At 49.2% G+C, this 14,535-nt stretch carries 12 protein-coding genes and 1 CRISPR repeat array (1 of these 13 running past the window's edge); of the genes, 1 reads left to right on the forward strand and 11 read right to left on the reverse strand.

Annotation, left to right across the window (positions count from 1 at the left end):
• A CRISPR array of direct repeats spans positions 1 to 3,297; the repeat unit is 29 nt; unit sequence CGGTTTATCCCCGCTGGCGCGGGGAACAC (it extends 880 nt beyond the left edge of the window).
• Positions 3,298 to 3,381: 84 nt separating this feature from the next.
• The 9 genes from cas2e to DRI82_RS23810 form a co-directional block, all read right to left on the reverse strand.
• Positions 3,382 to 3,675 (reverse strand): type I-E CRISPR-associated endoribonuclease Cas2e, encoded by a 294-nt coding sequence (gene cas2e, locus DRI82_RS09025; RefSeq protein ID WP_114193177.1) that lies wholly within the window; start codon positions 3,673 to 3,675, stop codon positions 3,382 to 3,384.
• On the reverse strand, positions 3,675 to 4,595 hold the full coding sequence (cas1e, locus tag DRI82_RS09030) for a type I-E CRISPR-associated endonuclease Cas1e (RefSeq protein ID WP_114193178.1): 921 nt from the start codon (positions 4,593 to 4,595) through the stop codon (positions 3,675 to 3,677). Before cas1e ends, cas2e begins: the two co-directional genes overlap by 1 nt.
• 7 nt (positions 4,596 to 4,602) lie before the next feature.
• Positions 4,603 to 5,202 (reverse strand): type I-E CRISPR-associated protein Cas6/Cse3/CasE, encoded by a 600-nt coding sequence (gene cas6e / locus DRI82_RS09035; RefSeq protein ID WP_114193179.1) that lies wholly within the window; start codon positions 5,200 to 5,202, stop codon positions 4,603 to 4,605.
• Positions 5,192 to 5,854, reverse strand: coding sequence for a type I-E CRISPR-associated protein Cas5/CasD (gene cas5e, locus DRI82_RS09040; RefSeq protein WP_114193180.1), 663 nt, complete (start codon positions 5,852 to 5,854; stop codon positions 5,192 to 5,194). The genes cas6e and cas5e overlap by 11 nt, the downstream gene beginning before the upstream one ends.
• Positions 5,855 to 5,856: 2 nt before the next feature.
• Positions 5,857 to 6,948: a type I-E CRISPR-associated protein Cas7/Cse4/CasC gene (gene cas7e, locus DRI82_RS09045; protein WP_114193181.1), complete on the reverse strand. Its 1,092-nt coding sequence runs from the start codon at positions 6,946 to 6,948 to the stop codon at positions 5,857 to 5,859.
• A 4-nt stretch (positions 6,949 to 6,952) separates the two neighbouring features.
• Positions 6,953 to 7,432 (reverse strand): type I-E CRISPR-associated protein Cse2/CasB, encoded by a 480-nt coding sequence (gene casB, locus DRI82_RS09050; RefSeq protein ID WP_114193182.1) that lies wholly within the window; start codon positions 7,430 to 7,432, stop codon positions 6,953 to 6,955.
• Positions 7,416 to 8,951, reverse strand: a complete 1,536-nt coding sequence (gene casA / locus DRI82_RS09055; protein WP_114193183.1) for a type I-E CRISPR-associated protein Cse1/CasA — start codon at positions 8,949 to 8,951, stop codon at positions 7,416 to 7,418. The genes casB and casA overlap by 17 nt, the downstream gene beginning before the upstream one ends.
• Before the next feature lie 356 nt (positions 8,952 to 9,307).
• Positions 9,308 to 11,935: a CRISPR-associated helicase/endonuclease Cas3 gene (cas3, locus tag DRI82_RS09060; RefSeq protein ID WP_114193184.1), complete on the reverse strand. Its 2,628-nt coding sequence runs from the start codon at positions 11,933 to 11,935 to the stop codon at positions 9,308 to 9,310.
• 192 nt (positions 11,936 to 12,127) lie between these two features.
• Positions 12,128 to 12,283: a hypothetical protein gene (locus DRI82_RS23810; RefSeq protein ID WP_157968035.1), complete on the reverse strand. Its 156-nt coding sequence runs from the start codon at positions 12,281 to 12,283 to the stop codon at positions 12,128 to 12,130.
• A gap of 155 nt (positions 12,284 to 12,438) precedes the next feature.
• Between DRI82_RS23810 and DRI82_RS24285 the strand changes: the two genes are divergently transcribed.
• Positions 12,439 to 12,597 (forward strand): YnfU family zinc-binding protein, encoded by a 159-nt coding sequence (locus tag DRI82_RS24285; protein WP_245956798.1) that lies wholly within the window; start codon positions 12,439 to 12,441, stop codon positions 12,595 to 12,597.
• A gap of 25 nt (positions 12,598 to 12,622) precedes the next feature.
• Here DRI82_RS24285 and DRI82_RS09065 read toward each other — a convergent pair whose 3' ends face one another.
• Both DRI82_RS09065 and DRI82_RS09070 read right to left on the reverse strand, forming a co-directional pair.
• Positions 12,623 to 13,321 carry a LuxR C-terminal-related transcriptional regulator gene (locus DRI82_RS09065; RefSeq protein WP_114193185.1) on the reverse strand — a complete coding sequence of 233 codons (699 nt, stop codon included), beginning with the start codon at positions 13,319 to 13,321 and terminating at the stop codon, positions 12,623 to 12,625.
• 667 nt (positions 13,322 to 13,988) lie between these two features.
• Positions 13,989 to 14,534 carry a FidL-like protein gene (locus tag DRI82_RS09070; protein ID WP_157968036.1) on the reverse strand — a complete coding sequence of 182 codons (546 nt, stop codon included), beginning with the start codon at positions 14,532 to 14,534 and terminating at the stop codon, positions 13,989 to 13,991.
• Between the last annotated feature and the right edge of the window lies 1 nt (position 14,535).

Genomic DNA, 14,535 nt, shown 5'->3' on the forward strand with positions numbered 1-14,535 from the left:
ACTCCATAAGTAAATATATGGATTTATTTTATCTCGGTTTATCCCCGCTGGCGCGGGGAACACTGACAACTGAGTGAGGTCATGTCGAAAGACAGCGGTTTATCCCCGCTGGCGCGGGGAACACCAACAGAGAAGGGAAAAGAGGTTGTTGCTCGCCGGTTTATCCCCGCTGGCGCGGGGAACACGGCAGACGTGTCAACTCCGCTCAAGCAGTGGACGGTTTATCCCCGCTGGCGCGGGGAACACCCATGAAAATGTATGGACAGACGGCATCAAAACGGTTTATCCCCGCTGGCGCGGGGAACACCTTTGCAGTGGGCGTTAACTCAGATTAATAGGCGGTTTATCCCCGCTGGCGCGGGGAACACTAACGCGGAGGTAACTTTACGGGCGTGCTCAGCGGTTTATCCCCGCTGACGCGGGGAACACTTTAAGAATGAATTTAGGGACATCACCAAACGCGGTTTATCCCCGCTGGCGCGGGGAACACAAAACCGCATTCGCCAGAAATTAAAATCTTTACGGTTTATCCCCGCTGGCGCGGGGAACACTTAAATTATTGAACGATGGCGGGTATGATGCACGGTTTATCCCCGCTGGCGCGGGGAACACAAACTGCGATAATTGTTGTTTCGCTCATTTCCCGGTTTATCCCCGCTGGCGCGGGGAACACTTCACTTGGTGATGGCTACTATGCCGCCGTAGCGGTTTATCCCCGCTGGCGCGGGGAACACGATTTTCTTAGTGCTGCGGTGATTACGAATTCCGGTTTATCCCCGCTGGCGCGGGGAACACTGTCTCATTTGAACCGGACGCAGGGAATCCAGCGGTTTATCCCCGCTGGCGCGGGGAACACTCCAAGTATGGCGAGAGTGATTAAGCCAATTGCGGTTTATCCCCGCTGGCGCGGGGAACACTGGCGTCAGCCCTGATAAACAAAGGCGACGCTCGGTTTATCCCCGCTGGCGCGGGGAACACTGCGCCGAACCGTGCCTGGTGACTGGATTATTCGGTTTATCCCCGCTGGCGCGGGGAACACATGAAAAGCATTGCAGAGATCCGCAGGGAAAACGGTTTATCCCCGCTGGCGCGGGGAACACAAAAATAATCAAAATCATCATTTACATTATTTCGGTTTATCCCCGCTGGCGCGGGGAACACCGTCAGCACGACAGGCAGGAAATAAATGGCGTCGGTTTATCCCCGCTGGCGCGGGGAACACTTTGATATTAGACTGTGAATCGTTTCTGCGTGCGGTTTATCCCCGCTGGCGCGGGGAACACGGTGGGATGAATGCCCATCCCCCGAGCTAAAACGGTTTATCCCCGCTGGCGCGGGGAACACTCCAGTATCCTCTACCAACGCAATCTATAGCTCGGTTTATCCCCGCTGGCGCGGGGAACACCATTTATTGCCGCAGCAAGTCCCATTGTTGTGCGGTTTATCCCCGCTGGCGCGGGGAACACGCCATATGATGGCGAGACAAGGATTGCGCAGACGGTTTATCCCCGCTGGCGCGGGGAACACGGACCGTTCGGCGTTTGGCTTGTCAAATAATGCGGTTTATCCCCGCTGGCGCGGGGAACACTTCCCCAAAGACTTTTTTTACCCTCTCCGGCCCGGTTTATCCCCGCTGGCGCGGGGAACACCCCTGCAGGAGTTAGCATCCCTGGAGATTCCACGGTTTATCCCCGCTGGCGCGGGGAACACTTACTACGGCGACCAGATTCTTTGCGACTGACCGGTTTATCCCCGCTGGCGCGGGGAACACAATGACGATAAAAAGCCGGATACTAGACCCGGCGGTTTATCCCCGCTGGCGCGGGGAACACTGCTCGACAATATGAGTGGCGTATTTAGTAATCGGTTTATCCCCGCTGGCGCGGGGAACACTGCGCAGTCATCAATTCAACGAGGTAGACGAACGGTTTATCCCCGCTGGCGCGGGGAACACACCTGCCGCTTGAGAGCCTTGTCACCAGTAGGCGGTTTATCCCCGCTGGCGCGGGGAACACTACGGTAGAACTGCCACTGCCTGAATCGTCACCGGTTTATCCCCGCTGGCGCGGGGAACACACGTAGAGCATCGCTATCAAAGCCGTCACGGCCGGTTTATCCCCGCTGGCGCGGGGAACACGATGTAGCTTTCTTTCAGGCGGGTGATGTCGCCGGTTTATCCCCGCTGGCGCGGGGAACACTGCGTCTTTACCAAGTTTTGATACTGCCTCGGCGGTTTATCCCCGCTGGCGCGGGGAACACATAAGCCTGAGCATGACGAGCAATATTATAAACGGTTTATCCCCGCTGGCGCGGGGAACACGCTATTTTTAACGCATTCATCATTATAATTAGCGGTTTATCCCCGCTGGCGCGGGGAACACAATATTTGTCGCCACTAAATTGTAGGATTTACCGGTTTATCCCCGCTGGCGCGGGGAACACATATACAGGAGCGCCATATATTCTAGTAATGCCGGTTTATCCCCGCTGGCGCGGGGAACACATATTTCTGCATTCGCCAATCAGCAAAACATGCGGTTTATCCCCGCTGGCGCGGGGAACACTTATTTAGCCCCCTTAGCGCCGGGAAGATAATCGGTTTATCCCCGCTGGCGCGGGGAACACATCGCGGTGATTTTTTCTGTTCATTCCCCAATCGGTTTATCCCCGCTGGCGCGGGGAACACGCGTTTTATTTCACTTTCAACAATGCCGTTATCGGTTTATCCCCGCTGGCGCGGGGAACACCCTTAGCGCCGGGAAGATAATCTTTCATATCATCGGTTTATCCCCGCTGGCGCGGGGAACACCTACACTATTAAGCATTGTGCTAGCCAATGATCGGTTTATCCCCGCTGGCGCGGGGAACACTCGGAGGCATAGGGATTATCCTGCGCAACCTCCGGTTTATCCCCGCTGGCGCGGGGAACACTTGAGTCCCAGGCTGGCAGCGTAGCGTATGCCCGGTTTATCCCCGCTGGCGCGGGGAACACTCATTCATGGATGAAGGCGATTTCGGTGGTGGCGGTTTATCCCCGCTGGCGCGGGGAACACGGTTAGCAAGTAAAAGCGGGGTTTCGTATTCGCGGTTTATCCCCGCTGGCGCGGGGAACACTTGCCTTACATCATAATTGCCCACCATCGACGCGGTTTATCCCCGCTGGCGCGGGGAACACACCTCTATTTGTCGGCGCCTTATTGTACCAGACGGTTTATCCCCGCTGGCGCGGGGAACACTCCCTGGTAAATTAAAATAATACGGAGGTAGACGGTTTATCCCCGCTGGCGCGGGGAACACTCTAAAAGTATACCATTGATTTAAATAAAATTTATCCTATACAAAAATTCCACCAAATTTCCAGCGATGTTAAAGAACCTTAACTCATTGATCTTCAATGGGGTGAAATGACACTAATCGCAATCCATCGAGATCCACCGGCATGCGGCGATTTTCTCCCCAGGTTTGAAATTCGAATCCTGACTCAGTATTCGTCGCCCATACCATGACGACATTCCCTTCTTCGGCTAATTCCGTTACCTGATGCCAAATCATCTCTCGAACTCGGCGGGACATATCGCCAACATAAACACCCGCCCGAATCTCAAGCAGCCACACCGCCAGGCGACCTCGTAAACGTGGAGGAACATTTTCGGTCACCACCATCAACAAACTCATCAGCCTTGACTCCGGTGTCCGGCATCCGCTAACGAAACAGGTTCAGGAATAGCCGGTGGCTGAGCGTCTTCTGGTGGAAGCGGGGGTTCTATCTCCCCTGCCGCCAGTACTTCTTCTATCAGCGGAATAAGGCGCGCCAGCGTTTTTTGAGTGCGGAATAACTCTCGACAAGCAATACGAACTTCACGATCGGGAGCAAGTGGTCTTTTGGCCGCAATGGCAAAAGCCTTAGGAACGACATGATCAAATTTAATAATGTCGGCAATATCGTAAATAAAAGAGAGCGGTTTACCGGTATGCACAAACCCAATGGCAGGCGCATAGCCTGCGGCCAGAACCGCAGCCTCAGTGATGCCATATAAACAGGACGTCGCCGCGCTGATACACTGATTAATCACGTCTCCGGCATCCCAATCTTTTGGATCGTAACGGCGTCCGTTCCATTTGATACCGTATTGTTTCGCCATGGTGCTATATAACTGCCGAACGCGTGAACCCTCAATTCCGCGCAATTGCTCAACCGAGCGGCGGGTTGGAGCTGGCTCGCCAAAGCGCAATTCGAACATTTTGCGCACAACTTTCAACCGCAAATCTTCGTCCAGTGCCAGCTTTGCCTGATAGAGAAGCTTGTCAGATCGCGCACCGCCCGGTTGACCGGCTGCATACATCCTGACGCCCGCCTCCCCTACCCATACCAACAACGTACCGACCGTAGCGGCTAAGCGCACGGCAGCATGAGAAACGCGAGTACCCGGTTCAAGCATGATACACGCGATAGATCCAACCGGAATGTGAGTCCGTATCCCGGTTTTATCCACCAGCACAAAAGCACCATCTATCACGTCAATCTGCCCGTACTGCAAAAAGATCATCGAGGTGCGATCTTTCAGCGGAATCGGGCTCAACGGTACATAACTCATCTCTGATTTACCTGTTAGCCAGCGAGAGCAAACCACAGCCAAATGCCTTGGCGGGACCGATGCCATTTTCCAGCAAAGCCAGTAATGCGTCGTGATTCTCAACAATCAACGCACCGCTAAATACCACTGACTGAATTTTGCCAGCATGGCCAGACTTGCGAAAATGCAGCACGTTGTCCGGCGTAATCTCAAGCGAACTTAACGCCGCGCTATTTGCCAGCTTCCTTTCAAGCCATTGACGTTGCTCCAACTCATCAATCAGCGGCACCCGGCAGGATTTAACCTCCCCCTGGCGATTCTTGCGGCCATCTTCATCGCGAATGCTTTTTATCGGGTTAGCACGCAGGCAAAACCGCAAAGCGATCCCCGACCGCAAGATCGGCTGAAATGTCTTACTGGCTAATACATTGGCAGACTCACAGGATTTTGGTTGAGAGTGAGACTGCAACAAGACAGTCATACCTTGCCCGACTACCGCTTTCTCAGTGCGAAATAGGTAATCCCGGCTTTCTGTTGAACGCTGCGGGAAAAGTTGCCAAAGAACCTGATGCCACTGGTAACTATTTGCAGCGAACTTCCACGGGAGATAGATTCGGCTAAGATACATCTTGTCCTCCCAGAGATTTTTCATACCAGCGATGTGCAGAAAACTGGCGCGGAAGATGTGGAATGGGTTCGTCACGAAGGTTATGTATCCGATCATAACCCGGCAACTCATCCTCGCTGTAAACCTTTCCTTTAATATCATCAACTAAACCATAGGCTTGCAGCGGATCACCGGCGCTGATCCGATCCAGGAATAATGGCGAAGTGATTGGGCAACTGCGCCGCCCGAGATAAGGTGTATAGCGCGGAAATTTCACCGCCTGTTGCAGGGTGTTCAGCGTCTGCGAATCATCATCCGGACTCCAGACAGCGACGGTAAAACATGCATCACACAGATACTCTCGTCGGGTGATGATGGTTTCATGGGATTTCAGGCTCTGGTAGTCTACTCTCGCATCCTTAATAGTATGAAAATCAGTGATTTTTTCTGCTTTCAGGCTCTCATTATCGTCACAACGCACCGCGAACCTGACGCTTTCCGCAAGCAGCAATAACGCGGCGCGATCGCTGCGACCAATGCCTTGGCAGGCGGCCAATAATCCTAGTAAACCACTGCGGGTCGGAAACAGAGCGCAGGGGCGTGCGCCTTCAAAAGTCGGTGTTCCCCAAGCCTGCATCGGTCCCTGAAGGCGTAACATCAGATAATCGCGCATGATTATTCCCTTCCATCTGCCCTGATCCATGATTCCAACGCTGGCATTGTCGGCAAGGAGAACAACTCTGGTGGGAAGGTGAGTTCAGTCGCGGTAAAACCGGCGCAGCGTTCATCCAATCCATAACCTTGATGGATACGTTGCCAGTAATTTTGCAACGATTTTACCGACGGAATGAGGAATCCCTGATCGTCGGCTTTTACCGGTCGCTCGAAAGCATTGGCCAATGAAATTGGAAGATCGGAGAAACTGATCATCACCACATCTGCGGGGTTAAAGGCCGCAAAACTGTTCTGTTTCGCGCTGGGAACCTCCGTCGCTAACATATGCGCCAGATGCGCGGCAATATCCAGAGCAGTCGCGCGATCCACACCCCCTAAATTCTGTTGCAGTTGCGCAATATTAAGGCTGGCGTAGCGATAAAAAACCCCGGATGAAAACTCTTGGGTATCCAGGTGTCCAGAACCCAATTCCTGAAGATCGTCCACGGCGGTAAACCAGTCGATGTCGGAGTCCACGCTGTGGGTGGTAATAGCGTGTGCGACGGCCATCGCGCCATCTACTTTGCCTACTTCACTCATTAATCCAGATGTCGCCATGCGCCCACTGAGCGCCACATCGACACCATTATTCAGGGTCTGGTTCATGGCGATGATATGTTCTTTAAATGCTTTACCCAGTTTTTTAATGTCTGTTTCTTCTGTTTCTGATATTTTCTGACAAAACCAGGAAAACTCACTTAATACCCAAGGGGCTACAGCATCCCCTAGCCATTTATCATCGCCTTTAGGCAATTCCTTACCGGAAATAAGCTGTATCGCCTTTTCGATTAATTCGGCTGAAAATGTTTCACTCAATTCAGCAATAAAATGTTCTTTTAATTGACCCAATTGCCGGGTACGAATACTGCTTTCACCTAAATGCTGCTGATAATAGGCACTTTTACGTAGTGAACGTTTCAGACTTTGACTGGAAATACGCACCCTGCGCTTACCGCCGAATACGGTATCTTTCTGCATATTCATGTCGTCACGGTTCAGACAAGAAGGGCTGTGGGAAATTAATACGTGAAAGTTAATAAAGTTTTTTTCCATTTTCTTAATCCTTCTTCTCTTTATGAAGTCCTAAAACGAAATCTTCCAGTAAACGACGTTTGCTTTGCGTATTCCAGTACGTCAGTTGCCTGACCAAACGTGACCAGCGCAATGTTGGCCCAACCTGTTTGATCACCCGACGCAACTGCACCATGTCATTAGGCCAGTCAGAGCGGATAATCTGGTATAGGCGCATTTCAGATATCCGCCGCTCTTTATTACTCGCCAGGGCTTTGCCCAATGAAATATCAGTCTCTGTGTTGGTGATGGCATCCGTACTTACTACAAACACTAACCGTAATAGACTTTGCCGTTCGAATTGGTTCAAATCCTCATGCCAACCCGCTGGCTGAACCAATCGGTAGAATGCCGGTATTGATAACAAATCGTCAGGTTCTGCGGTGCGGCGTAACTCTGCCTTCGGCCCCGGCGGTAAGGCATTCCAGGCTTTGAGTAAACCGGATGCATCAATGGATTGCTTCATCTACAATTCCTTTTTGCGGTTGAAGATGGTTAAGATCTTGTCCTAATTTTCTACGCGTTAATGCGGCGATCACGGTGATTGCCGGATGATGCAGGTAGGGATCTGTCGCCCGGTTAAATAATTCTCGGCATAGCAAGTCTAACTGCTTGCGCAATAAGTCTTCCAAGTGGTCTTCGTCTTGTACCAAATATCCAGATAACGCATCAAGAATGGCGGATTCAGAATGGCTATAAAAGAGTGGCTCCATCACTTCATGTAATGGCACGCCCGTCCCCTTCATCTTGATATCTTTGCTTTTTAAACCGATATAAAACTGGTAAAGCGCGCTACGCAAGGCTTTTTTATATTCGCGTCCAATTTTAACAATATAATCTACCCATAGAGGATTGCGCAGTATTTCCGGGCTAAGATTAAATACGTCGTGTCGACGTTCAATAATTGATGCCTGATTATTTCGATACCCCCCCAGCATCAGCATCCACTTTGAATTATCGGTAAACAGTTTAATGGCCTGGTTGACGACAATCGCTGGCGATTGTCCCTCTATTTTTTGTGCTACCTGTTGCTTAACAATAACCCGTGAAAGTTGCGTCCATGAGGGTGCGGCGGTGGTAAACGCCAAAAATTTCTGCTCGACAACTCCCTTTTTGATGGCAAACAAACGCGGTGAATGTGGATGCAGCCACATTCCTTCAACGGTGAAATTAAACTTCTCTTTATAAAAACCACTAAAACGCTGTGCGTGAGGCTGACCACATAGCGTACAGAGACCTTCACCCAGTGGCGGCAATAATTCAATATGCGCGGGTTGCCAGAATAGACCTCGCAGCAAACCGATTTTTTCGGCGGGAATACTCTCCCCACTCTTTATCGGCTCGATCCATACCGGAGGCTGATTTAAACTATTTTTCCAGTCTACAGCGTATTCCGCATTTAAGGTCTCTTCGGTAAGAATATTGAACCAGAGGGTTGTCCGAATATGCTCGGCGTATAACAACGTGGTTACCGGTGCGCCCCCGCGCAAACCACTTTTGAATCCACCACCAAAACCCGGCGCGTTGTTCGCCTGATTGAATAAGACAATCGCCGTACATCCCGGGCACAGTGCTTCAGCCTGTCCCGGTTCATTCACAAACGCACAGTTGGTTGAACCGCTAAGACCGGTCAATAACTTATCCATATCGGTAATTTCAGACGCCTTAACCCCTTTCGTCTGCATAAAGGGGTGGTCGGGATGTTGCAGGTCGAACATCCCGGCAAATGGCGCGGACAAGCGCTGATATTCTTCTTCACTCAGCGGTTCACGACCTCGCTGCCGCCAAACGCTGAAATTTTCCGGAATACACATCACCTGCACCAGACACAGGATAAGTTGCATCGCTGCCATTTCCATGTCATCACGCGGCAAGCAGAACAGATAGCGCTTGTCTTCGCACAAAAGCTGTCGCAGCGAGATGCGCTGCGACACTTTTCGCCCCAATTCCGTCACCGGAATCCAGGCCGAGTGGAGTAAGTCCATATTTTGCTCCTAACGTGTTGATAGTATGTAAAATACTAGCAATAGTGCCAAGATCACGGCAATCATCGCTAACCCTATCGGGGTCTGTTTTAGCAGCGCCTTGAGAATGTAATTATTCATCGTACCTCCCTGGTTGATTTTCAGGCAGTTTATTCCCTCTCGATAAATACTGCAAGAGCGTAATTAATTTAACACCAGCCATCTTTTGATGTTAGGATAGCTCGTCATTCATTAACAGACTCCCATCTAAAGGCTATAATATTCACCTTCCCCGCGCCTGCGGGGATAAACCGAGCGTAATTAAATTATTACCGTCGGAAGTTCAGTTCCCCAACGTTTGGGGTTGGGTGCAGAAGCTACTGCTTCTGCACCCGTTTCAAACCGGTTTGTGCGTTATATGTAACGGTTGAACCAGTGAATTGCCCATCACACAAAACCCCGGCCAGCCAGATACAGCCGTCATCGTCATAGGGGGCGTTCAGATATTTTTTCCATGAATCGGGCGCGTTCACGGTGTTAGTGATGCGGATTTCCATTTTCAGATAGTCCGGGCTCTCATCGTAATTCACCCCGTTCAGCAATTGGCGCTGACCGTTCGCCAGTGGCACAAACGGCACTATCGACAGACTCATCTCGCCGTCGCGGGTCACCGCACGCAGATTTTCATCTTCATCCGGTATCGCCTCCTCCTCTGCTTTTCTGAGAATAAAGTGCGCCAGACTCGTTTTCACATACTGCTCTTCATTAAATTTCTCATAGGCTTGCAGGATCCAATCTGGTTCATCGCCAGTAGGATCCTGTTGGTAAATCGGTTCAATCCAGTCACGGTAGGCGGCAGGAAAACGAATCGGCTCACCGTCCAAGGCTGCCAAACGCTGCCAGGTGCGCCACATCACCAGACTGTTGCTGTAGATCAGCCCGTGAACACCAAAGTCGCTGCGGTCTGGAACCAACACAGTGAAATGCGGTGTAGAAAATGCCGCCGGACGATATTGACGCTGATGGCGATGCAAACGCCCTAAACGCTGGAACAGCAGATCAACAGGGCATAGCTGAGTGATAATCCAATCAAAATCCACATCAATACTTTGTTCAATTACCTGACTGGAGACCAGAATACGGCCTTTACTCCGATCGCCCTCCGACCCAAAAGTGCCAATGGCGGCCTGCTCTTTTACCTGCCGATCGTTAAAGGTGAAACGCGCATGAAACAGTTGAATTTCAATCTCATTTTGTTCATTTAACCGTTCCTTTAACCTCTCATATAGCCCCTGAGCGACATCCACCAGATTACATATCACTGCCACCTGTGCGCCCTGCTGTGCTGCGGCTAGTAAACGTTCGATTAACTCGTCATTGGGCAGCATATCGGCCATCGGCAGAACTTCTGCGTGAAGGGTAATGTCTGGCGGCATATCGTGTTCAGGCAAGGTGAATGCCAAGTTGTCATGGCTGTCAGTCCAACTCACTAGAGGATAATCGCGACAGGGGAGGAGCGTACTCTGCCAGGCATGTGCCAACGCTTGACGTTGGTATTCTGGCAACGTCGCAGATAATAAAATCGCCGACCCACCTGCCGCTTTTTGCGCGGACAATACCGCACTGAGTAGTCCGTACATGTAGGTGCTGTAGGCGTGGACTTCATCAATGATTAATACGCTGCGACCAATGCCGAACTGCCGAACAAAACGGTGCTTAACTGGTAACACCGAGACCAAAACCTGATCGACGGTACAGATCCCGATCTGCCCCAACAGTGCGCGTTTACGCGAATGGAACCATTCGGCGCATTGTACCGTGGCCTCTTCATCACCCTGTAACTGCCGTTGAGGTCGTTGTTTTATCTCGGTAAACAATTTATTAAAGCTGGCGTTACCATGTGCCAATACAAGATTGGGTGCAGAAAATAGCTGACTCGCCAATTTTTCAACCCGGGCAAACATCGCATTGGCAGACGCCTGGGTCGGTAACGCAAAAATAATACTGTCCGCTTCACCCTGAGATAAAAGACGCCATGCCAGCGCCAACGCCATTTCGGTTTTTCCTGATCCGGTAGGCGCTTCCACCACCGTGAGACCGGATTTTACGGGTAACCTATCGACCAACGTCTGCAATTGGCGCGGGATCTTTCCGTCCGGTAATAACACGCCCACGCCCTGGTATTGATACGGTCTCTCCAGCAGAGGAGAACAAGCCTGTTGCGCTTCGCCGTGTACCCGCTGCTGAAAATAGTCATTCAGCGTCAGGCTATTGTCATCGCAAAACGGGAATGATTCCTGAGAACCCAACCAGTCGCAAATACAACAGAATCCGGCCAACATCAGGCTGACCGGAGGGGGAACGTCATCCGCTGTTAACCCGACGGGAGAAAGAAATAACGCGGCCAAATCATCGACAAGTGCCTGACGCGCAATGGCATCTTGCTGCGCAGCCTGCCCTTTCAGGAGGAAATCACTCATGTGGGCTGTCATATTATTATAAGCTACCACATGCCCGTGATGCCCTCCCACCGCCGCCATCCAGTCCAACTCCAGCTTTGGGCCATCATCGCTTTTTGGTTCAGCGAATTGGTCAAAAGGAGCGTTATCGACCGGAGTGCGATCGTAGCCATACCAAAAGACACCGGCTACACCATGATAATATTGCTTACTTTGCGTTCGAGAAGGGAGCTTTGCAGCAAAAAAGATAGGATTTAAACGCCGCCAGACCTCTGCCGCTTTTAGCTGAAAACGCAGATCAATTTTACCCAAATCATGCAGCGCGATAAAAAACAGCACCCAGGCACGATACTGTTCAGCTGGGATATCAACATCATGCATAAAACTTTGCCGCAGATGCGCTGATGAATCCCACCACACAGCCGCCACGGCGGCAACATCCAGAGCGTGAAAAGGCAATAAATGGCAGAGGATAGTCGGATGATCTTCCGCCTCACGCGCTTTGCCCCAATATCGGTAATAGGGAGGGCATTTCTCTCGGGTCATGTCACATTCCTTGTATGACCTTACATTAAGAGAGCTTATTAAATGATCACTCGCTGACATTCACCGTGATTGATATCTCCATTTAACATGTTATTTATCAAAACGCTTGCCGCTATGCGTGTACTTCCCCCTCGCATAGGGTTATATAAAAATAGCAGCTTCATTCAATCAATCTGAAGGCATGAAATGTTTTCATGCTTCTGGTTCATTTTTTTCTAAAAAATAGGGGATTTTGTTACAGGATTTTGAAAAATACGAAGCATCAATTTTCTTTGGGTCGCCGAATCCCAGCGCGGAACCGGGCTGGGGCGGCAGAGCAAGAGGCATTGGCGCGAAACTGCCAATCACCCCACCTTCCCTGACATAAAAATGAATGCACCTTGCCGCGGTTATTTATTCAAACTGTGAACGCGGTTGGGAAATAGTGAATAAAGTAACCATAACAAGCTATCACACCCCCGACGTGGTAAAATACAGTCCTATACACCAATGCGGTGAACATTATGTCTATCTTTGATGCTATTAGGCGTTTCAGCCCCAGTTCAACGAAAATTGCCTGCCCAAAATGCGCCTTTAAATCTGAGCAACAGGCTTCCAAAATACAAAAAAGGCAGACGTTAATCTGCCCAAGTTGTGGGTACTACTTTATTTATAAACAATAAATAATTCTGGCTGGTACACCTATTCTTAGTTCAAGATCTCTTCTGTCGTTTTACTGACAAGACCCATTTGAACGTCCGAATATTGATTTGCATCGCGAATCTTGCCGGCACCAGAGACATTTTCTGGGAGATCGACAGCACGAAGCAGAAGAAACATTTGATTCAAATTATCAAATCCCATCTTGGCTAGGCCATTATTTTTGTGACTACTGATTGTTTTCTGACTACAGCAAAATTTTTCTGCCAACCACGACACTGAAGCACCATCAAGCAAGTGAGTAAGCACAGCTCTCTCGCAGGAAGTCAGTTTTTTATTTTTATTACGATAAAAATAAATCCTTTTATTCTCATCATCATTAAGTTGCGTAAATATATCTGTGAGTCTCTGCAATGGCAAACCACGAGAAACCCATTCGAACTGACAATCCGTCAGCAATGACAACATAAAAGCGGTACGTTGCGAAGAGAGTAAAACCAATCTCCGCGACTTCGGCAATATGGCATCGAAATGCTGGAAGAAGTCGGATAACTCCCTAAACGAAAAATTATAATCATCAATGCCTACCACCGCCATATCAAATGAAGGATATCTTAGCTGGTGTATTGAGGGGAAATGACTGTATTCGGACATAATTTTAGCGTCGAAGTCTCCTTGGGTTAATAACGTTCTGAGACAGATACGACTATACTGACATGCTTCGATCAAAATAATTTTTTTAATCATACAATATCCCTTGCCTATAACTGCCCTTTTAGTTTAACTCAAACAAGATCATGGAATTAAAAGTGTTGCCAATCGACATAAATTACCTTCATTTAAAAATCACCCACGCGGATACAAAAATACTCATTGCTTTGATTACTATTTTTTCCCTGCACGAATCCGGTAATCGTGCTTTTTTATAACGTTTACCGTCGGTGGTAAATTTCAAAAACAACCGGTTCATCCAAGCTGAAAGAGGTGCACAGTAGCGCACCCCTTTATGTAAATAAGTATCCCAGAAAATTCCTATCCACGGTACATTAATCCGATTAACAGCGAAAATTCGGGATTAACGCCTGAAGTTAATGTTTTATAAAAGTATTTTAAGTGAAAAAAACCAGTTTCTTAATCCCATAATTTTTACGCGCCAAAGATTAACCGAACGCAGGCAAGCCCTGCATTCAGGGAAGGTTAATCAATTGTTATGCACTCATAATGAAGATGTTTTAAATCGCAAAAAAAGTGTCATTGGAAATGGTTGCTACCCAGTCAATTTGACGAAAAATCTTTTTTTTAATCCACAGAAAGAAAAAGATTTCTTGATCTCAACAAGATTTTGGCCACAGAGAGAACTGTTATCGTGTTCTTGGCAGAATAAGAAATTGTTAAGAAAATCGGAGCATCTTTGCTAGTTTATTTTTGCGAAAGTACAAATGAAAAGCGGTGAATAGAGCGTGGAGAAAAGTAACGCATTATTCTTCAACCTGGTAATGATAAACGTGTCAGTTGAACCTTCGTGGTAGAGGGAGTTGTTCAACACTTTCCTATCCAGTTCAGCACCCACATCGTCCAGTCCAGAACGTTCAACGTTGGTCGCTTGCAACGAAAAGTTACCACTTTTTTTATCACGTATAACATAGTTAAAGTAAATATCCCGATAGATAGTACGCTGTATCAGGATGTTATTATCGGCATCAACTTCTCTGACCTGACCGCTAATATTGGTTACTCCCTGCCCATTTTCACCAAAGCTGTAGAAAAGGGTGACATACAATTGATAGCGAAAATCACCCTGGCGTCGCTCAAGTGAAATATTCGCCATGCAACGATCGCTGTACCCTGGGTCTAACGTACCGTCCCATGGCTGCTGCCTAATAACAATCACTGCCGTGAGCGAAACCAACAGGCAAAAGAGCATGAATAAAAAAATCCCAATTTTTTTCGCTTTATTCATA

This window comes from Edaphovirga cremea (assembly GCF_003332275.1).
GTDB classification, from domain to species: domain Bacteria; phylum Pseudomonadota; class Gammaproteobacteria; order Enterobacterales; family Enterobacteriaceae; genus Edaphovirga; species Edaphovirga cremea.